Source organism: Halomicrobium sp. HArcel3 (genome assembly GCF_058933135.1).
The window spans coordinates 145,506-164,813 of record NZ_JBZYDN010000004.1 but is presented as its reverse complement, the minus strand read 5'-3'; the positions used below and the strand labels follow the sequence as shown (position 1 = coordinate 164,813).

The window sequence follows — 19,308 nt, the reverse complement described above, 5'->3', positions numbered from 1 at the left end:
ACGCCGTCCGGCGGTTCTCAACCGTCGTGACGCCGAACCATCACGTTAAGCGCACGGCGCCCCAACGGACGGCCATGACCACCGACGCCGCGTGGCAGTCGATCCGGGAACGGTGTGAATCGCTCGACCCCGACGAGGTGCTCGTCACGCCCGGCGACGAGCGCGTGTTCGTCGTCGAACGCATCGAGGACGACCGGGTGACCGTCGAGTTCCTCGACGGCGGGAGCCGGGACCTCCGGCGCGACCAGTTCGACGTCCTCGCCGAATCGGTGGACGACGAGGGGCTCGACCTCGATTCGCTCCCGCCCGGCGTGGGGCCGTACGTCACCGTTCTGAGCCTCGCGCCCCAGTACGCCGTCGACGGGACGGGCGCGGGAACGCTGCGACGGGTGGAGTCGGACGACGTCCCCGCGGAGAGCCCGTTCGTCCGGTCCCGCTGGGACGTCCGCCGACCGCCGGAGGAGGTCCACGACGACGCCTTGCTCGTGGCCGACTTCCTCGAACGCCACGACGTCGCCGCGCTGGAGGAGTTACCGCCCGAGGAACTGGTCGACCTCTACGTTCTCCTCTCGGACGTCCAGTGGGGCGCCGACGGTCTGCGGCGCCACGTCGGTGGCGACCTGCTCGACCACGTCGGCCCCGACGGCCAGTTGCACGGCCAGTACGGGACTGTCTCGCGGACGCGCCGGGAGCGCCGAACGCTGAAGGACGAGGACGCCGTGCTGGACGCGCTGGACGACGCGGGCGTTCCACGGGAGTGGGTCCTCGGCGTCGACGAGGACAAACTCGACGTAGTGCTGGCCACGACCGAAGTCGAGGAGGCAGAGGTGTACGACGTCCACGAACAGTACTACGTCCAGAAGACCGGCGTCGAGAGCGACGCCAAGCGGTCGCGACTGCAGGGATTGAAGGACAGGCTGGCCGAGCTGGAGGGCACGGAGGGCGAGGAACTGCGCGACGAGATCGAGACGCTGGAGGACCGTATCGACGACGTGCTGGCTGCTGGATGACCGGAGAGATTCGGCTGAAAAAGCGTTCCTTCTAAACTCCTCGCCCCTGCATCTTCTCTTCTTCCGGCAGGTCGACGTTGGCGTCGCCCTTCATCCCCTTGCCGATGTTCGAACTGATTTCGGCGAGCGTCTCGGGGTCGTCCCAGTTGTTGACGGCCTCGACGATTGCGGTGCCCATCGCCTCGGGGTCCTCCGCGCCGAAGATACCCGACCCGACGAAGATGCCGTCGCAGCCGTGGTGCATCATCAGCGCCGCGTCGGCGGGCGTCGCGATGCCGCCAGCGGCGAAGTTGACGACCGGCAAGCGGCCCATCTCCGCCGTCTCGTGGACGAGTTCCGCGGGGGCCTCGTTCTCGCGGGCCCAGCGCTCGCGCTCCTCGAAGGTCTTGCCCTGAAGTTCGCGGATGGCGCCTTTGATGGTGCGCTGGTGGTGGACGGCCTGGTTGACGTCGCCAGTGCCGGCCTCGCCCTTGGTCCGGATCATCGCCGCGCCCTCGTCGATGCGGCGCAGGGCCTCGCCGAGGTCCCGGGCGCCGCAGACGAACGGCGACGTGAAGTCGCGCTTGTCGATGTGGTACTTGTCGTCGGCGGGCGTGAGTACCTCTGACTCGTCGACCATGTCGACGCCGACCGCTTCGAGGATCTGGGCCTCCTTGGTGTGGCCGATACGGGACTTGCCCATCACCGGGATGGACACCTCGTCGATGATCTCCTCGACGTCGGCCGGGTCGGCCATCCGCGCGACGCCGCCGCGCTTGCGGATGTCGGCCGGGACCGCCTCCAGGGACATGACCGCGACCGCGCCAGTGTCCTCGGCGATCCGGGCCTGCTCCCGGTTCACGACGTCCATGATGACGCCGCCTTTCTGCATCTTCGCGAAGCCGCGCTTGACCAGTTCGGTCCCGCGCTTTAGGTCTTCGAGATCGGTTTCCGTCATTGGCGAATATTGGATGCGGGGTCACTTAACGCGTGTCCTTCTCGCGACGGCGGTTTGTGTGGTCGACGAGGGGTGTTCGGGGCCACGAAGGACTGTGGAACGACTTCGGATTGCTCGGGAGCAGTGAACGAGACTACCGAAAACACCTCGAAAGCCCTCGGCGCGCTCTCAATAGACGGAATCGAGACCGCCAACAATCAGAAAGCCCTCGGCGCGCTCTCAATAGACGGAATCGAGACCGCCAACAATCAGAAAGCCCTCGGCGCGCTCTCAATAGACGGAATCGAGACCGCCAACAATCAGAAAGCCCTCGGCGCGCTCCGGTCCCGGGGCTTGCTGCGCTCCTCGCTCCGCTCCGGTGCTTGCTGCGCCCGGGTTCCCGGACCGCACCTTGCCCTTTCATTCCTCCAGGGACAGCGCAGCACCGCAGCCCTGCCCTTCCCCTTCCACGCGAGCGAAGCGAGTGTGGGCTCGAAAGACGAGGCGTGCCGAGTCTTTCGGTGGGTCGCGAGGGCGCGACGTCGTCGCGCCACTCGCTCCCGGCCGTGCTGTGCGGTCTGGAAGCGTGATTCGGCGCGAACGCGGCGAATCCGGGGAGGTATGGTGGAGGTATTCGCGAGCGCGTTTCATCGCGCGAGCGATGCGGGACCTGGTGGACTGAAAGGGCGAGGGCCGGTCGCGCCGAAGGGCAGTCGCTCAGCGGGCCCTACCCGAACGGATGTGAGGGTATCCCGCTGAGCGAGCACGAGCGCGCCGAGGGCTTTCGAGTTGTTTGCAGTCGAGGTAGAACTGCTATCGAGCAGCCCTCGAGAGTCCACTCCCGAGAGACCCCGCCAAACATCTCCATCCCGAAACACCGCTATCGTTTTCCTGCCGCGAGCCAAGCACCGTCACATGGCAGCCATCGACGACGCGGGTCGCCGACTCGAAGCACTCGTCGCCCGCTACTTCGACGCGCCTCTCCCACCGAGAGAGGACCTCCCGCGCTACGTCGCGCCCCTCCCCGGGTGGCTGGAGGATCTGGGTCTCCGACTCGCGTACCCCATCGCTATCGTCAACCTGCTGGGGACGCTGTTCGGGTTCTGGTACTACGGCTTCCACCCCCTGCCGCTGTCGGACCCGCTCTTCGTCAGCCAGTTCGCGCGGACGCCCACCGTGATGTGGCCGTTCGTCCCGGACAGCCCGGTGGCGACGCTGTTCATCGCCCTCTCGCTGATCGCCTGGAAACGCGGGTGGAACGGCGAGTGGCTCCACGCGCTGGCCTTCTTCGGCTGTATCAAGCTCGGCCTGTGGACGCCGTGGGTCCAGCTGGTGATCAACGGCCTCGGCGACACCCCGCTGTGGATGTACCACTTCCTCGTCTGGAGCCACTTCGCCATGGCAGTCGAGGCGTTCCTCATCCACCGCTACAGCGACTTCCCGGTGGGCGCGGTGGCGCTTGCCGTCGGGTGGTACCTCTGGAACGACATCGTCGATTACTTCCTCCCGCTCGTCGGCGACCCACACCACACCACCATCGGCGCCGAGTGGACCGGAACGGCGTTCGACCACGCGTCGCAGGCCCACGACCTGGCTGCGGCGGCCGCCGTCTTCCTGACCGTGCTGGCCACCTTCCTGGCGCTGATGACGCGGGTCGAGAAGCTCGAACTGGACCGCTGACGCGGAACACGGGCACTGACGGTTCCACGGGCTTTATTACGGCACTCGCCGGTCATCCGGGCATGTCCCTGGACGTCAGTCGGCGGTTCCTCGAGGACGGCACGCGCCTCGTGACGATACTCGGATTCTGGGCCGCCGTCGGCTTCCTCTTCCCGCCAGTGGGCCAGTCGTTCGCCACGAACGCGGGCACGGTGATGGCGCTGCTCTACGCCGCGATTCGGGGCGTCACGATCGCCGAGCACGCCGCTCCCGCCTACAGCGATCCGACACCGAAGGGCGTCCTCCGCGACAACGCAACGGCGCTGTTTGCGGCCGGTCCGTGGCTACTGGTCGCCTGGCTCCTCGTCACCCTGCCGTGGGTACACGGCGAGTACGTCGGCCAGTTCCTCAGGCTCGTCGCCTTCGCGTTCGGCTGGACCGGCGTCGCCATCATCGTGATGTATGCGGTCAGCACCGGAATCGCCGCGCTCCGGGACGCGGGCGCCATCGAGTAACGACGTCCGCGACGTCCGATCCCGTTCAGCCGCGGCGACGGAACGGAATCCATAGAACCCCGAATCGAGTACCCACTCGCGATGAACGAACGGCTCCTGACCCGCGATGCCGACCAGATCGTTGGCGAGTTCGTCGAGCGGGACAACCGCTTCGTGGTCCGCGTCGACTTCGGCGACGAGGTCGGACGGGCGTTTCTCGGCGACCCCGGCGCGCTCCGGGACGTTCTGGTACCAGGTTACGAGGTCCTCTGTGAACCCGTCGACGACCCGGAGCGGGCCACCGACTACGACGCTATCGCGATTCGCGTTCCCGAGGCAACCACTGCCGACGCCAGCGAGCCGGTCCACGTCAGTCTCCGTACGGCGCTCGCCAACGATCTGTTCGCTCGCGCGCTCGACGGCGGTCACCTCCCCCAGTTCGACTGGGTCGACGAAATCGTCAGAGAACCCCCGCTCCCGGACCACGGCCGCGCCGACTTTCGCCTCGCGACGGCCGACGGATCGCGGGAGGCGTACGTCGAGGTCAAGTCGGCGACCCACGTCGAAAATGGCGTCGTCAAGTTCCCGGACCGACAGACCGAGCGGGGCCGGCGCCACCTCCGGAGCCTGGAGTCGCTAGTGGACGAGGGCACCGAGGCTCACCTCGCGTTCGTCGTCCAGCGGCCCGACGTCGAGCGGTTCCGGCCGTTTCGCGAGGTCGACCCCGAGTTCGCCGACCTGGTGGCCCGGGTCAGCGACGCCGGCGTCGAGATCCACGCGCTCGTCACCGCGTTCGACCCGCCCCACTACTCCCTGCGCCGGACGGACCTGCCCGTGGAGCTCGACCAGTAGGAGTCCAGGCCAGCCATGGCCGCTTACTCCGCGAACCCGTCCTCGGCAATCTGCTCGCCGATGACCTCCGGCAGGTACTGCTCGCTGTTGGTCGTCGGTTCGAGCCAGCCGCCCTCGCAGTAGTGGGCCGGGTCGCCGGAACACCGGCCGTCGGCCTCGATGCGGCCGACGACGTTGTGGAGGAGTTCGTGGTTCATCGTCTTGCGCTGCTTGCGGTCCGACCGGTCGCCGTTGACGATGGAGAAGTGGCCGCCGACCCGGCCCATGCCGACGTACCGGCCGGCGTCGAACTCGACGAACATGACGACGCGGTAGGGCCCGTAGGCCTCGCCAGCGCGGGCCTTCCCATCCTCGACGAGCGCGCGGAACGAACTGCTGGACCCGTCGAAGGTGTGCGACTGCTCGACCGTCCCCCGGTCGTCGACGTGGAGCGTGATGCCCGTCGAGCCATCGGGGTTGGGGACCGGCATCTCGGCCCAGTCCTCCTCGATGGCGTCGTAGGAAGCGGGGCCCGCCGACGCCGTGTCGGTGTACACCTGGACGTACAGGTCCATCCGCATCGGGTCGGCGTCGGGGATGGCTACGCCCGCCTCCGTCTCGCCGGCGACTTCCTCGCCGTCGGTGAGGCCGTCGCCGTCCGTGTCGACGGTGGTCGGGTCGGTGCCGATGTCGGCCTCCCGGCCGTCGGAGAGGCCGTCGTCGTCCGTGTCAGGATCGGTGGGGTCAGTGGGGCCGTCGACCTCGTCGCCGTCGTCCAGCCCGTCGTCGTCGGTGTCGGCAACCGTCGCGTTCACGACCGTCGATTCGACTTCGCGAGCGTCCGCCAGACCGTCCCTGTCCGTGTCTGCGGCGGCCGGATCGGTTCCGAGCGCCACCTCGCGCGCGTCGTCGAGCCCATCCTCGTCGGTGTCGACGAGCGTCGGGTCCGAGCCCAGGGCCACTTCGCGGCCGTCGTCTAGCCCGTCGCCGTCGGTGTCGGCCACCGTCGCGTTCGCGGCCAGTTCGACCTCCTGCCCGTCGGCCAGGCCGTCCCCGTCCGTATCGGCAGCGGTGGGATCGGTCCCCAGCGACCGTTCCCGGCCGTCGGAGAGTCCGTCGTCGTCCGTATCGGCGACCGTCGGGTCCGTCCCGAGGGCGTGCTCCCGGTCGTCGTCGACCCCGTCGCCGTCGGTGTCGGCCGCGAACGGGTCGGTGCCGTCGAGCAACTCTGTCGCGATCGGGCGCGAGTCGCCGTCGACGTCGAGCGCGTTCGTCGTGCCGAGGGCACCGGCTGTGCTGGTAAAGAGAAGGGCGGAGATCAGGACCGCGACCCACTGGGACATCGATAACCTCACAGACACCGATCCCGTTACTTACCACTTTCCCCTCTTGCGGTTTTGTCTTCATGTTCGGATACTCGTGATACGTATCGCGGGTGCTCTCGGGTTGCGTGTGAGCGATGGAGTAGTTCGGGTCCGCAGAAGTAGCCACGAACGCGCTCGTCAGACCGATAGCTCCTCGTCCTCGTCGCCGGAGTGGGCGCGGACCCAGAGTTCGCCGATGCGGGAGAGGCGCGTCCGGTAGGACTTGCCGTGCTCTTCCTGCTCGATGTAGCCCTTGCCGCCGGGGCCCAGGCGGTCGACGTTGTAGATGACCTTCGAGCGGAAGCTGTCGGTGTACTCCTCGCCGAGTTCGCTGGCGAGTTCGTGGGCCAGTTCGCTGACGCTCTCGAACTCGCCGTGGTCGCCCAGCGTGAACAGGATAACTTCCTCGAAGGGCTTGACGCTGGAAAAGAGCGCGACGGGGAGTTCGACGACGTGGCTCCCACCGACCTCCTTGGCGCCGATGGTCGTCCCGCGCTCGTCGAACTCGTCGAGCAGGTCCTCGGCGGCACCGTGGCGCTCGTCGACGCGGTCGGCCAGTTCCTCGTCGTCGACGGCTTCGACGACGTCGTCCAAGAGGTCGCGCTGCTTGCGCAGTTCCTCGGCGAGTTCGGTCTCCAGGTACTTCTCGGGGACGGTGTAGTAGGTGTGGACCCGCTGGCGGTCCTCCTCGCGCTCGACCATGATGGAGTGGGCCGCAGTGGCGAAGGCGAAGGAGACAGTGCGGGGCATCGCGGAGATGTTGACCCACACCGCCGCGTCGTCGGCCCGGTCGAGTTCGGCGTTGATCAGCGCGAACGCCTGCTCGAAGGCGGCGTCGTAGTCGTAGACGTCCTCGACGACGACGCGCTCGGTCTCGGCACCGAGCAGGTTCCGGTAGTCCTTCTCCAGTTTCTCGGCGAGGTTGCGCGAGTACTCGACGTTGGCCTCGCTGCCCACCGCCCCCTCCAGCAGGATGACCCGGTCCACTTCGAGGTGTTCGCGCACCAGCGGCGCGATGAGCCGGTCGTAATCGAAGCCGACCGGCACGATGTGGGTCTGCATACGTGGAACGGTGGGACGGTGCTTATAAAAATCACCAGCTTCGCGACTCGGAGCGTAGTCCGCGCCGTCGGCCTCGTCGCCCGGCGCCGTAGCTCCCATCACTCCGAGACGGGCTCGAACGAGTCGTTCCCGCACTCGCAGTCCCCACCCGTCCCGATCGGCCGTAACTTTCCCGTCCCGGTGGTCTGTACGGGATAGACGCTTCCGCACTCGCGACACCGCCCCAGCGTCTGCGGATCGCCGCCCGACTTTTCACCCCGTCCCATGGACGAACCACTGACGGAACGGACGATAACTGTTGTTCCCGTAACGGCGCGAGATTTCGCCCGGAGAACGGGGCGGGAACGACGTTTCGAGATTCGTCCCTGGGAGCCGTATCTCCTTCAGTCGCCCTCGCCGCCGGAGACGACGTAGAGCGCCGAGTCCTCGCCCGGTGAGGGATTCGTCGCGAGCGAGACGCCGACGGTCAGCAGGAGGCCCAGGAGCATGCCGAGGAGAGAGGCCGACCAGCCGCCGAAGAACGAACCCGCGAAGAAGGTGTCCAGGGCCCACGACGCCGCGGGGACCGGCCCGCCGCCGACGAACTCCATCGCCGCCAGGATAGCGTCCGAGAAGACGGTGATCAGGTAGAACAGCTGCGAGCCGGCGAGGCCGACGTAGATCCCCCAGCGCGTCGTCCGGGACCAGTAGAGGGCGACCAGCACGGGGAGCGCGAGCTGGGCGAACCCCCCGAACGCCGTGCCGCCGATCTGGACGAGCGTCCCGGGGGAGTAGAGACTGGCGACGAAGGAGAGCGTCGCGAACACGACGACGCCGACGCGGGCGACCAGCGCCTCGCGGTTCGCCTCGCTCTCCGCGGCGCCGGTGCCGGTCAGCGGCCGGTAGATGTCCCGCGTCAGGTACGAGGCGCCCGACAACAGCATCGAGTCGCTGGAGGACATCATCGCCGCCATCGCGGCAGCGACGACCGCCGCCGTGAACCAGCCGGCAGTGTACTCGTTCAGGATGGCCGGGATCACGTTGCCGTTCTCCGGCACCGTGACGCCGAGGCCGGCGGCCCACGCGCCGAGCATGAACGCCGGCACGAAGAGAAGCACGACGAGTATCGGCCACAGCGCGAGCGTGCGCTTGAGCACTTTCTCCGAGCGAGCGACGAAGAATCGCTGGTTGATCTGGGGGAACATCGTCACGCCGAAGGCGATACTCACCGCCGTCGAAATCACGTACTGCGGGGAGTAGAGCCCGCCGCCGAGCGCGAGGAACTCGGGGTTCGACTCGCCCATGCTGGCCGTCGCCGAACTCAGGCCGCCGACCGCGGAGAGGACCCACGCGACGGCGGCCCAGATGAGCCCGAGCATCACCAGACCCTGGAGGGTGTCGGTCCAGGCGACGCCGCGCATCCCCGAGACGGCGACGTAGACGATCATGAACAGGGTGATAGCGCCCGCGCCGACCCAGAACGGCACCGCGCCGTCGGTGAGGCCGACGATGGCCTGGCCCGCCCCCTGCTGCTGGATCATCACGTAGGGGAAGAGCCAGAAGATGCTGACCGCGGCGACGCCGCCCCGCAGCCAGCGCGAGCCGAAGCGGTCGCCGAGCATCTCACCGAGCGTGACGTAGCCGTGTTTCTGGCCGACGAGCCACTGTTTGTACCCCAGAATGTACCAGAGGACGGCGAAGATGATGCCGTCCATCAGTCCCATCACCAGGATCCACTCGGGCCCGGCAGAGAAGGCCAGATTCGGCCCGCCGAAGAAGGTAAAGGCCGACAGCAGCGTCGCGAACGTGGTGAACAGGAGGACGACGGTTCCCAGGGTTCGACTGGCGAGGTAGTAGTCTTCGGCGGTGCGGTCGGTCAGCCGGTAGGCGACGACGCCGATGGCCGCCGCCAGGACCATGTATCCCCCGACGATGGCAAGCTGGAGTGCGGTGTCAGCCACGCTGGCTCACCTCCTCGGCGTCGACCGGGTCGTCCGCCTCGGTCGTCTCGCCGTGTCCAGCGTCGGCTCGAACGATACCGATTCCCCACGCGCGCTTCGTGAAGACGTAGAAGACAACCGACGCGAGCGCCATCCAGCCGACGTGCCACCAGACCCACAGCGGCAGGCCGGCGACGACCGTCGCGTCCCGCCAGAGGAACCACGGGACGGCGAGCGCGACGAGCACGAACGCCACGGCAGCCCAGCCCGCCAGCCGGAGTCGGCCCTCTCGTTCTCCACGCGCCGCGTTCGCGCCACTCATGATTGGCGTATCGTTGGGCTGGTCGCACATAGTAATGACGAATCTCTCAGAAGAGAGGTATCGAAGAGAAATTCTGTTCGAACCGTCTGATCGGAGAATAGGACGGCCGTCAGTAGAGCCGGGTCCCGTTGGGCACCTCGCGTTCGGGTTGCAGGTGGACGACGTCGCCGTCCGCGTCGTCGACGCCGGTGACCAGACACTGGCTCTCGAACCCCGCGATGTTCACTGTCCCGAGGTTGACGACGGCGAGCACCTGGCTCCCGAGCAGGTCCTCGTGGTCGTAGTTGTCCGTCAGCCCAGCGGCGGACTGGCGGACCGCTTCGCCGAAGTCCACCTCCAGTTTGTAGACGTCCTTGCGCGCCTCGGGAAAGTCCGCGACGGAGACGACTTCGCCGACGCGCATCTCCACGTCCGCCAGAAACTGTGCCGGGTCGATGTCCTCCTCGTCGATTCCCATACCGGACTCTGAACCGTGGCGACGTAAACTGTTGTGTCGGCCCGGTGACGGTAGCAGGCGCGTCGCCGTAGCTATTTCAGGGCGCGATCCGAAACCAGTGGCATGCAGACCGCTATCCAGCTGTACACAGTGCGCGACGTCGAGAAGCCGCTGACGGAGATCGTCACCGACGTCGGGGAAGCGGGCTACGACGGCGTGGAGTTCGCCTACAGAGTCGAGGACGCGGACCGCGACGCTGTCCGGACCGCGCTCGACGAGGCTGGCCTCCAGGCCGCCTCGGCCCACGTCGGTATCGACGCCATCGAAGCCGACCTCGACGCGGTCGTCGCGGCCGCCGACGCGCTCGGCTACGACGACGTCGTCGTGCCGTGGCTCGACCCCGAACACTGGGAGACCGTCGAGGCAGTCGAGGCGACCGCCGCCCGACTCGCCGGACTCGCCGAGAAGCTGTCGGAGGCGGGCCTGACGATGCACTACCACAACCACGACCAGGAGTTCGTCGAGACGGAGGCGGGCGTCGCCTTCGAACTCATGGCGGACCAGACCGACTTCATGCTCGAACTCGACGCGGGGTGGGCGCTCGCGGGCGGCGCGGACCCCGTCGAACTGCTCCACCGGTATCGCGACCGGATCTCACACGTCCACCTCAAGGACGTGAACCTCGACAGCGACGAGGTACCGGCGCTCGGCGAGGGCGACCTCGACATCCCCGCCGTCGCCGAGGCGGCCCACGAGATCGGCGCCGAGTGGCTCGTCTACGAGAACGACCAGCCCCGCGACCCGGTCGCGGCGATCCCCCACGGCGCCGACGTGCTGTCGCGGCACGTCTGATCCTGACGGTCGTAACTGTCCTCAGTCGTATCGTCGTTTTCGCCCGGGTCGGCAGCTATTTGAGTCGCGACACCGAATTTAATACCAATCCACGCGGTGGCGCGAGTGTCGACCGCCGCCGCACCCAGAGGACAGTATGCACGATTCAGCCAAATATCTCATCCACGCCGACATCACCGCCAACGGAGTCGTCGAGCGAAACGACGTCGTCGGTGCCATCTTCGGCCAGACCGAGGGGCTCCTCGGGGAGGACCTTGACCTCCGCGAGCTACAGGACCACTCCAAGGTGGGCCGCATCGACGTCGACGTCGACTCGGAAGGCGGCCAGTCCTTCGGCGAAATTACCATCGCCAGCGGGCTCGACCGCGTCGAGACGGCGCTGCTCGCGGCCTCGCTGGAGACCATCGAACGGGTCGGCCCCTGCCGGGCGACTATCGAGGTAAGCGACCTCGAAGACGTCCGGCAGGCGAAACGACGCACCGTCGTCGACCGGGCGACGGACCTGCTCGCCGACCTCGAAGCGGACGCGGTCACCTCCGTCGACATCGTCGACGAGGTTCGCCAGCGCGTCCGGGTCGAGAACGTCACCGAGTACGAGGGGTACCCCGCCGGCCCGCGCGTCGCCGACAGCGACGCCATCGTCGTCGTCGAGGGCCGCGCCGACGTCCTCCAGCTCCTGCAGTACGGCGTCAAGAACGCCATCGCCGTGGAGGGAACCGACGTCCCCGAAGCGGTCGCCGAGCTGACCAAACGGCGGACGGTCACCGCGTTCCTCGACGGCGACCGCGGCGGCGAACTCATCATGAAAGAACTCACACAGGTCGGCTCGGTCGACTACGTCGCGTTCGCCCCGCCGGGCACCGGCGTCGAGGACCTTTCGCGCGGCCAGATAACCGCCGCACTCCGTGAGAAGGTGACCGCCGAATCCGTCGTCGAGGCGACAGAATCCGGCCCGTTCGGCGAGCGAGAACCCGACACGCAGCTATCTGACGACGAGGGTACGGCCGGCGACGGCACGCGCGGCGGTACCCCTGATGTAGTCGGAGACGGGCCCGACGGCGACGGATCCACCACTGACGAATCCAGCGCGGGCGACTCCGCCGCGGAACAGGCCACTGGCGAAATGGCCGAGGCGGACGGCGGGACCGCGGACCAGTCCCCGCGCACCGACGCTCCGATATCCACGACGCCCGGCGACGGCGTGGCACCGGCCGACACGGCGTCGACGGTGGAAGTGACGGCGGGGGAGACGACCGCCACAGCCGAGTCGTCGTCCGCGACAGCGACGGACACCGCATCGAGCGAGACGACCAACACGGTGGCGGGCCACGTCCAGGCGGTCATCGCCGACGACACCGGCCGAGTTCGGTTGCTCGACGAAACGGCGCGAGTGCTGGAAGAAGGGGCGGTCGAGGACGCCTTCGACCTCGTCGACGAACTGGACGCCGTCCCCGAGACGGTCGTCCTCGACGGGCCCGTCACCCAGCGCCTGCTCGACGTGGCCGCTCAGCGCGGCGTCCGGCACGTCGTCGGCGGAAGCGAGGGCGAGTACGTCAAACAGCCCACCAACGTCCGCGTGCGGACGATAGACGACTTCTAGCGGGGCCGGACCCGGCGATACTAGAGGGACCTGGCCAGCACGACCGCGTCGCCGTCGCCGTCGTAGTGGTCCGCCACCTCGTCGACCACGTCGAAACCGAAGGTTTCGTAGAAAGAACGCACCCGGTCGTCGTCGGCCCGCGCGGTCAGCCGGATAGTTTCGAACCCCGCCGGTCTGAGCCTGTCGAGCAGCGCGGCCAGCAACTCGGAGCCGTACCCTTGCCCCTGTTCGGCTGGTGTGACGGCGAGTTCGGCGACGTACGCGACGTCGTCGCCGCCCACGACGAGCGCGTAGCCGAGCGGCCGGTCCGTCTCGACGACGAGGCATATCGGCGGGCCGTCGACGCCGAGTTCGAGAAGCTCGGGCCAGTACTCGTCGAGTGCAGCCTCCTGAATCGCGCGGAGCGCATGGTAGTCGGCCGGTTCGGCCGGTCTGATCATGCGAGAACGAGGACGGCGAGCGCCACGCCGACGGCGGCCGCCGCGACGGTGGCCAGCAGGTTCACGCCCTGGTTGTCGACGACGCGCCCCTCGATAGTGGCGCCGAGGACGCTGTCGACTGTCATCCCCGCGACGCCGGCGCCGAGGACGACGGCCGCGCCCACCGCGTCGACGGGGTCGAACAGCGCCCCGGCGATGCCCGCGATGATGCCGGCACCGACGAGCCCGGCGACCTCACCCTGCCAGGTGATGGCACCGTCGGTTCCGGGGTCGACGCGCTCGAACGTGGTGATGAGCCGCGGGTCGTCGTAGAGCCCACCGATCTCCGAGGAAAGGGTGTCACTCATCGCCGCGGCCAGTGACCCGGCGAAGGCGAACAGGAACAGGAGCGAATCGAGGTCGGGGACGTCCTGGCTGGCCGCCCAGCCGATGACGGCTACCAGCGCGACCAGCGAGTTCGCCAGGACGTTGCCGCTGCCCCGGGCGCCCTCGTTCTCCTCGGCGATGCCGCGGCGTTCCTTCTCCTCGTAGCGGAACTTCGAGGCCAGTCCCCCGAGGCCGAAGAAGGTGATGAGCATGGCGAACCAGCGGAAGTCGCCGAGCACCATCGTCAGCAGGCCGAGGAAGACGCCGGTGAGCATCCCCGGCAGCGACGCCGTATCGAGCGCGTACGCGACGTAGCCGAGCGCCACCGTCACGGCGAGCGCGACGGCGATGCGGGTGGTCGTCACGTCTTCCAGGGGTAGATCGGAGAGAAGCCACAGCAGGAGTCCTATCGAGACCATCACGAGGGGGTCGTCGCGCTCGAAGAGGACCGACCGGAGGAGCGCCCCCAGGAGCGCCCCGCTGGCGGCGAGGAAGGCGACGACCGCGACGAACTCGCCGGTCAGGTCGATGCCGACGAGCCGTGCGGCGACGGCCTGGCCGACGACGGCCCCGGCGAACCCGCCGACGACGAAGCCGGCGGTCGAGAGGATGCGCTCGCCGGTGAACGCGTCGGTGGCGTTGCCGGCGACGTTGCCGACGCCGAGGACGAAGACGCTCCCGACGAACACCCACGTGGGCAGCCCGAACTGGCCGGCCAGCAGCGCGAGACCGGCGGCCGCGAGCGAGAATCCGGCGAGCCCGTACAGCGTCCCGTCCTGTCGGTCACCGGGACGGGCGAACAGGTCGAACAGGGCGCGGTCGTCGTCGACGGTCAGCGCGACGGCGGCGACGAGCACGAACGGTGCCGCCATCGCCGCCGTCGCGACGAGCGACGGTGCCGCCCCCAGCGGCGCGGCGAGGGCGGCGACCGTGTCGGATCCGGCGCCGACGACGACCGGGGCCAGCAGCGCCAGGCTGCCGACGAGTGCGAAGGCCACGGCCCGCCGGACAGTCGATGTCACGTCCCGCCGTTCCGCGGAGAGGCACTTACCCTTTCCGGACTTCCCCACGTCAGCGCCCGCCAGCGGCTCCGCCTGTCGACGTATCACCACTTTCGCGTTCGGAGCGGCGTCGCCGACGGGGACCCCCGTCGAGTAGTGAGGTTTAGGAGTACCCCCGCCGAAGTGACAGGCGTGCCACTCTACGACCGGTACCTCGCTGCCCGCCTCCAGTCCAGCGACGCCGACCTGCCCGAGACGGTCGCACTGGTCATCACCGAGCGCGACCTGCTGGAACCGGACGCCTACGACACGCTGGAACAGTTCCTCGACCTCGCGTTCCAGTTCGGTACCGAGCAGGTGGTCGTCTACGTCAGCGTCCTCGACGAGGGCGCCGTCCCGACGCTCCGCCGAGAACTCGAACGCGTCAGGGCGCCCGGCGAGGTCGCCGTCCGCGGCCCCGACGACGACGAGCAGGTCGACGCGCCGGTCCAGATTTCCATCGGCCTCGGCGGGAAACACGAGTTCGCGACGGCGGTCAAGGGCCTCGCCGAGGAGGCCAGGGCCGGCGACCTCGACCCCGCAGACATCGACGAGGACGACGTCGACCGCCGGCTCGTCTTCCCGACGGCGCCGGACCTGGTCATCAAGACCGGCGCCGAGCGGCTCTCCGATTTCATGATCTGGCAATCGGTCTACTCGGAACTGTACTTCACCGACGTGAACTGGCGAAACTTCCGCGAGCGCGACTACCTGCGCGCGCTACGGGATTATCAGGACAGACAGCGCAGGTTTGGGCGCTGAGCACCGCGAAGCGCCCAAACGTCGAAAAACGACCGGCGGGAGTCTTTCGGAAGTTTGGCCGGTAGGCCGAGGCACGTCAGACGCAGTCTGACGGCGGTTTGGGCGCTGAGCGTCTGCGACTCGATCAGTCCGCAGCCGGCTCGACTTCGTCCTCGATGGCCTCCCGCTCGGCGCTGGGGAGCGCGTCCTTGAACCGGCCGAGCACCTGGCGGGCCTTCGGCGCCTCGGCAGACCCGACCGCACGCACGAGCGCGAGGGCGCGGCGGGCGCGGTGTTTCCGCCACGACGCCTCGCGGTTCTCGTAGGTCCGGATCGCTCGCAGGAAGTCTATCCGGCGGAACTCCGGCCAGTAGGGCGCACAGAAGTAGACGGCGGCCTCGTTGCCGTTGGCGTGCCACGGGAGGAAGTTAGAGGTCCGTTCGTCGCCGCCGGTGCGGACGATGAGGTCCACGTCCCGGGTCGGTCCCTCGTAGAGGCGTTCCTCGACGGCGTCGACGTCGACGTCCTCGGGAGCGATGTCACCGTCGGCGACGGCGGTGGCGACGTCCCGGGCGGCGTTCAGGAGCTGACTCCGGCCGCCGTATGCGAGCGCGACGTTGAGGTGGAGGCGGTCGTAGCTCGCGGTGCGTCGCTCGGCGTATTCGATGGCGTCCTGGACGCGCTCGGGGAGCATGTCGATCTCGCCGATAGCGCGGATCCGCACCTCGTTCTCGTGGACGCGGTCGGCGTCGGCGAAGGTGGTGAGCTTCTCCTCGACGAGGTCGAAGATGGCCTCGAGCTGGTCCTCGGGCCGGTTGAAGTTCTCCGTCGAGAAGGTGTACAGCGTCACCTCGTCGATGTCGAGTTCGTCCGACCAGTGGAGCAGCGCCTCCGTTGTCTCGGCACCCTCGACGTGCCCCTCGGTCGTCTCCTTGCCCTCCTTTCGCGCGTACCGGCGGTTGCCGTCCTGGATGACGGCGACGTGTGACGGCGTCGAGGAGAGCTCCCACTCCAGCATGCGCTCGTAGACCCCCTGGGCGAGCGCGCGGACCCGCGTTAGCATTGTGTGAATGATTTCAGGCAGTCGATAAGTAGCTTGTGCTCCGCGTACGCCTCCGCTGTGGGCCCGAAACCGAAGCTGTCTTCCAGGCGCAGGATTTTAGTAGTTGAATCGCTTTTAGACGGTTGCAATGGCGACCGGTACGGTTGACTTCTTCAACGACACAGGCGGATACGGTTTCATCGATACCGAAGACTCCGACGAGGACGTCTTCTTCCACATGGAGGACATCGGCGGTCCAGACCTCGAAGAGGGTCAGGAAGTCGAGTTCGACATCGTGCAAGCGGACAAGGGTCCGCGGGCTGAAAACGTGGAGCGACTGTAACCATGGCGACTGGCACAGTCGACTTCTTCAATGATACCGGAGGGTACGGCTTCATAGAGACTGACGATGCCGACGACGACGTCTTCTTCCACATGGAAGACGTCGGCGGCCCCGACCTGGAAGAAGGTCAGGAGGTCGAGTTCGACATCGTGCAGGCGGACAAGGGTCCGCGCGCGGAGAACCTGACGCGACTGTAAGCAGCGGCGCTTCCAGTTGTGCTTTCTTTCGATGCTTCCCGGTGAGTGGCGACGCTGTCTGCAGCGTTGTCTCCTCCGTTTCCTCGGGAGAGTCCCCAGTCCACATCCGACCGCATCCACCATGGCTGCTGACCGGACTCGCTCACTCCGAGATAGATGCGATAAATCACAGCGGAACGAGCCCGAAGCACCAGATACCAGCAACTATCAAATGCAAAAATCCGCCCCCAGGCATAAAATTATATCCTCAGAACATCATTCATCGTAACTAGCGAAGAAATTATATGCATTGTGTTGGTGTGAAAGTACATACAGATGATGGGTGCACGGGGAGTGGTTGCGGTGGTAATGGCAATTCTTCTAGTGACCGCGCCGGTCACGGCGCACGTCGACGACGTCTTGTCCGGAACCGACGCGAGCGCAGTAGCGGACCGCTCTGTCGCCGAAGCGAGCCTGGATCGCGACGTCGCGCCGACGCAGGGCCCGCAAACTGGGGTCGTCGTCAGGCTGGATACAGCGACTCAGACCGCTGAAAACGTCTCCGTTACACCGTATCGACCGGGAGAAGCCGGCAACGTATCGAGCGCTGGTCCGGCCGCCTACGTGAGCGCGACGAACGCCAGCGCGCTGAGCAATGCGACCGTCTCGGTGCCTATCGCAGATTCGGCCCAGACCGAACTCGAATCTATCTCAGTCTACTACTGGGATGGGACCGGCGAACGTGGCTGGCAGCGTCGGCCGACGGACGTGGATTCGGCCCAGCGCCGGGCGAACGCAACAATCCCGGGGACTGGCTTCGTGACGGTCCGGAACGAGACGGCCTGGAACACCTCGACTCGCCTGCGACGTCCGGCCACCATCGCGCCCGAGGAAGCGGATGGGGTGTACGTCGCGGCGGCGAACGGTTCCGTTCGGAAGTTGCGGACGGAAAACGGATCGCGAGTGTGGAACCGCGATCTCGCGGGAGCCGGCGAGACAGCTGTCGCACTGGACGACGAGGGGACGGTCTACGGTGCCGTCAACGAAACCGGGGTGATCACCGAAATCGACTGGGTGGACGGCTCCGAAACCGGGCAGATAACGTTCGACAGGGGTGTCTTCGAGCTGTCGAGCGGACGCGACGGTGAAGCTATCGCCGCTGCCAACGTGCCCCGAGGCGGGAATCTAACGAGCTACGACGCCAGAGCGGGCTATCGTCCCTGGACGCTGACGTTCTTCACCGAGAGCGGTCCTGAGTTCCGGATCGACGACATTACGCAGAGCAGTAGCGGGACCGTCTACGCGGGCCTGTACTTTGAGGGACGGGAGCGAGGAGCACGTCTCGTTCGGTTGAATCCCCAGAATATCACCGGTGGAGACGGGTGGAGCCAGACGGACTGGAAACGCACGCTGGAAGCCGACGGGGTGAACGACGTGATCGAGGGGCCCAACGACAGCCTCTACGTTGCGACATCTCTCGGCGTTCAGCGGGTCGACACCGCAGACGGCAGCCAGATTTGGGCGACCCCCATGACAGGCGGGGGATCGGAACTGGCCGTCGCTTCCGACGGGAGCGTCTACGCCATCGAGCCCAGAGGCGAGAGTGAGACGCCGAGGCTCGTGAAACTGGATCCCGCGACCGGTGACGTCGGCTCCGAAACCGCGCTGCCCGTCGCGACCGAGGCATCCATCGTGGGACTCGATACCGGTGCAGACGGGACGGTCTACGTCGGTTCGAGGTCGGGCCCAGTGTACGATCCACCAGAGGACGACGACGGCACTACCCAGCGGATCGTGTCCGTCTCGGGTCAGGATGCCGCCATCGAGAACGTCGACCCCGTCACTGGTGCCGTGACGGCCGGCGACCACGCTGCTGGCGCGGGCGCACCCGGGAACGTCGCACAGATGGGGCTCGTCGGCGGTGACGCTCCGGACGTGTTGTCGTCCGCCCTTGCGACCGTCCGTTCCTCGTTACTGTCGACCCAGGCGGCCAGCGATGTGTCGATAGCAGCGACCGAGACCTCTCTCACGACAGGAGAGGACCTGACCGTCGAGTTCACCGCCGACGCGCAGACGACCGCGACGGTGCGAGTGAAGTCGGCCGGTGGACAGACGTTGCTACAGCAGCAGGTCACCGCACGTTCACAGCCCACGCGATTCAGCGTCTCGAACCTGCCCGAAGGTGAGTACACCGTCGCCATCGAAACGTCGAACGGGCTCACCGACGCGACCGAGACGGTGTCGGTCAGCAGTCCCGGCACGGAGACCGGACCGACGCATCTCTCGATACAGGCGGTCGAACGGAATCTAACGGTGGGCCAGGATCTGACCGTCGAGTATTCCGCCGACGCACAGACGGAGGCGACACTGGCGGTCGAGTCGGTGTCCGGCGACACGCTCCTCAGCCAGTCGGTCACGGTTCGGAGCCAGCCGAGCCAGTTCTCCGTGTCGAACCTCCCCGAAGGTGAGTACCAGGTCGTCCTCGAATCGGCAGCGAACGACCTCCAGAGTTCGACCGACACCGTGACCGTCGGCGCGACCGCGACGGCCACCGAGACCGAGAGTGAAGCCGGAACCGCAACGGAGACAGACGCACCAACCCCGACGGAGACCCTAACACCGACCGAGACTGCGACGGAGACCCTAACACCGACCGAGACTGCGACCGCGACAGTCACTGCGACCCCTACGGCGA

19 protein-coding genes and 1 pseudogene are annotated in these 19,308 nt (G+C 67.3%); 10 read left to right on the top strand and 10 right to left on the bottom strand.

What is annotated here, in order from left to right; genetic code table 11:
- The first annotated feature begins 74 nt into the window (after nt 1–74).
- Nucleotides 75–1,010, top strand: coding sequence for a DUF7983 family protein (locus tag AC5FRV_RS12515; RefSeq protein WP_493561427.1), 936 nt, complete (start codon nt 75–77; stop codon nt 1,008–1,010).
- A gap of 31 nt (nt 1,011–1,041) precedes the next feature.
- On the opposite strand, the gene pdxS is transcribed toward AC5FRV_RS12515, so the two are convergent.
- Nucleotides 1,042–1,947 carry a pyridoxal 5'-phosphate synthase lyase subunit PdxS gene (gene pdxS / locus AC5FRV_RS12510; protein WP_493561426.1) on the bottom strand — a complete coding sequence of 302 codons (906 nt, stop codon included), beginning with the start codon at nt 1,945–1,947 and terminating at the stop codon, nt 1,042–1,044.
- A gap of 894 nt (nt 1,948–2,841) precedes the next feature.
- On the opposite strand from pdxS, the gene AC5FRV_RS12505 reads away from it, so the two are divergent.
- The 3 genes from AC5FRV_RS12505 to sfsA all read left to right on the top strand — a co-directional run bounded on the left by AC5FRV_RS12505 (nt 2,842) and on the right by sfsA (nt 4,931).
- Complete coding sequence (locus AC5FRV_RS12505) at nt 2,842–3,606, top strand: DUF1405 domain-containing protein (RefSeq protein WP_493561425.1); 765 nt, start codon at nt 2,842–2,844, stop codon at nt 3,604–3,606.
- Nucleotides 3,607–3,668: 62 nt separating this feature from the next.
- Nucleotides 3,669–4,100 (top strand): hypothetical protein, encoded by a 432-nt coding sequence (locus AC5FRV_RS12500; protein WP_493561424.1) that lies wholly within the window; start codon nt 3,669–3,671, stop codon nt 4,098–4,100.
- A gap of 81 nt (nt 4,101–4,181) precedes the next feature.
- Nucleotides 4,182–4,931, top strand: a complete 750-nt coding sequence (gene sfsA / locus AC5FRV_RS12495; RefSeq protein ID WP_493561423.1) for a DNA/RNA nuclease SfsA — start codon at nt 4,182–4,184, stop codon at nt 4,929–4,931.
- 23 nt (nt 4,932–4,954) lie between these two features.
- On the opposite strand, the gene AC5FRV_RS12490 is transcribed toward sfsA, so the two are convergent.
- The 6 genes from AC5FRV_RS12490 to AC5FRV_RS12465 all read right to left on the bottom strand — a co-directional run bounded on the left by AC5FRV_RS12490 (nt 4,955) and on the right by AC5FRV_RS12465 (nt 10,034).
- Nucleotides 4,955–6,253 carry a zinc metalloprotease gene (locus AC5FRV_RS12490; protein ID WP_493561422.1) on the bottom strand — a complete coding sequence of 433 codons (1,299 nt, stop codon included), beginning with the start codon at nt 6,251–6,253 and terminating at the stop codon, nt 4,955–4,957.
- 159 nt (nt 6,254–6,412) lie between these two features.
- Nucleotides 6,413–7,336 carry an HFX_2341 family transcriptional regulator gene (locus AC5FRV_RS12485; RefSeq protein WP_493561421.1) on the bottom strand — a complete coding sequence of 308 codons (924 nt, stop codon included), beginning with the start codon at nt 7,334–7,336 and terminating at the stop codon, nt 6,413–6,415.
- A 98-nt stretch (nt 7,337–7,434) separates the two neighbouring features.
- Nucleotides 7,435–7,602, bottom strand: coding sequence for a hypothetical protein (locus tag AC5FRV_RS12480; protein WP_493561420.1), 168 nt, complete (start codon nt 7,600–7,602; stop codon nt 7,435–7,437).
- Nucleotides 7,603–7,719: 117 nt separating this feature from the next.
- Nucleotides 7,720–9,276, bottom strand: coding sequence for a sodium:solute symporter family protein (locus AC5FRV_RS12475; protein WP_493561419.1), 1,557 nt, complete (start codon nt 9,274–9,276; stop codon nt 7,720–7,722).
- Nucleotides 9,269–9,577 carry a DUF3311 domain-containing protein gene (locus tag AC5FRV_RS12470; protein ID WP_493561418.1) on the bottom strand — a complete coding sequence of 103 codons (309 nt, stop codon included), beginning with the start codon at nt 9,575–9,577 and terminating at the stop codon, nt 9,269–9,271. The genes AC5FRV_RS12475 and AC5FRV_RS12470 overlap by 8 nt, the downstream gene beginning before the upstream one ends.
- A gap of 109 nt (nt 9,578–9,686) precedes the next feature.
- The gene (locus AC5FRV_RS12465) at nt 9,687–10,034 is read right to left on the bottom strand and encodes a tRNA-binding protein (protein ID WP_493561417.1); all 348 of its coding nucleotides are present in this window, start codon (nt 10,032–10,034) and stop codon (nt 9,687–9,689) included.
- A gap of 102 nt (nt 10,035–10,136) precedes the next feature.
- Here AC5FRV_RS12465 and AC5FRV_RS12460 point away from each other — a divergent pair, with 102 nt between their 5' ends.
- Together AC5FRV_RS12460 and dnaG are read left to right on the top strand one after the other, a co-directional pair.
- A complete protein-coding gene (locus tag AC5FRV_RS12460; protein WP_493561416.1) occupies nt 10,137–10,865 on the top strand; it encodes a sugar phosphate isomerase/epimerase family protein in 729 nt (242 codons plus the stop codon).
- Nucleotides 10,866–11,001: 136 nt separating this feature from the next.
- The gene (gene dnaG / locus AC5FRV_RS12455) at nt 11,002–12,465 is read left to right on the top strand and encodes a DNA primase DnaG (protein WP_493561415.1); all 1,464 of its coding nucleotides are present in this window, start codon (nt 11,002–11,004) and stop codon (nt 12,463–12,465) included.
- A 20-nt stretch (nt 12,466–12,485) separates the two neighbouring features.
- Here dnaG and AC5FRV_RS12450 read toward each other — a convergent pair whose 3' ends face one another.
- Nucleotides 12,486–12,905 (bottom strand): GNAT family N-acetyltransferase, encoded by a 420-nt coding sequence (locus AC5FRV_RS12450; protein ID WP_493561414.1) that lies wholly within the window; start codon nt 12,903–12,905, stop codon nt 12,486–12,488.
- The gene (locus tag AC5FRV_RS12445) at nt 12,902–14,293 is read right to left on the bottom strand and encodes a DUF92 domain-containing protein (protein ID WP_493561413.1); all 1,392 of its coding nucleotides are present in this window, start codon (nt 14,291–14,293) and stop codon (nt 12,902–12,904) included. Before AC5FRV_RS12445 ends, AC5FRV_RS12450 begins: the two co-directional genes overlap by 4 nt.
- A 171-nt stretch (nt 14,294–14,464) precedes the next feature.
- On the opposite strand from AC5FRV_RS12445, the gene AC5FRV_RS12440 reads away from it, so the two are divergent.
- Nucleotides 14,465–15,073, top strand: a complete 609-nt coding sequence (locus AC5FRV_RS12440) for an undecaprenyl diphosphate synthase family protein (RefSeq protein ID WP_493561412.1) — start codon at nt 14,465–14,467, stop codon at nt 15,071–15,073.
- A 124-nt stretch (nt 15,074–15,197) separates the two neighbouring features.
- Here the strand turns inward: AC5FRV_RS12440 and uppS are convergent, their stop codons facing one another.
- Nucleotides 15,198–16,115 (bottom strand): polyprenyl diphosphate synthase, encoded by a 918-nt coding sequence (gene uppS, locus AC5FRV_RS12435; RefSeq protein ID WP_493561411.1) that lies wholly within the window; start codon nt 16,113–16,115, stop codon nt 15,198–15,200.
- 127 nt (nt 16,116–16,242) lie between these two features.
- On the opposite strand from uppS, the gene AC5FRV_RS12430 reads away from it, so the two are divergent.
- From AC5FRV_RS12430 to AC5FRV_RS12420, 3 genes and pseudogenes are all read left to right on the top strand, one after another.
- The gene (locus tag AC5FRV_RS12430; RefSeq protein WP_089814998.1) at nt 16,243–16,437 is read left to right on the top strand and encodes a cold-shock protein; all 195 of its coding nucleotides are present in this window, start codon (nt 16,243–16,245) and stop codon (nt 16,435–16,437) included.
- A 2-nt stretch (nt 16,438–16,439) separates the two neighbouring features.
- Nucleotides 16,440–16,634, top strand: a complete 195-nt coding sequence (locus AC5FRV_RS12425) for a cold-shock protein (protein ID WP_089814996.1) — start codon at nt 16,440–16,442, stop codon at nt 16,632–16,634.
- A gap of 315 nt (nt 16,635–16,949) precedes the next feature.
- Nucleotides 16,950–18,770 (top strand): annotated as a pseudogene (locus tag AC5FRV_RS12420) (outer membrane protein assembly factor BamB family protein); the annotation flags it as partial.
- Nucleotides 18,771–19,308 lie beyond the last annotated feature (538 nt).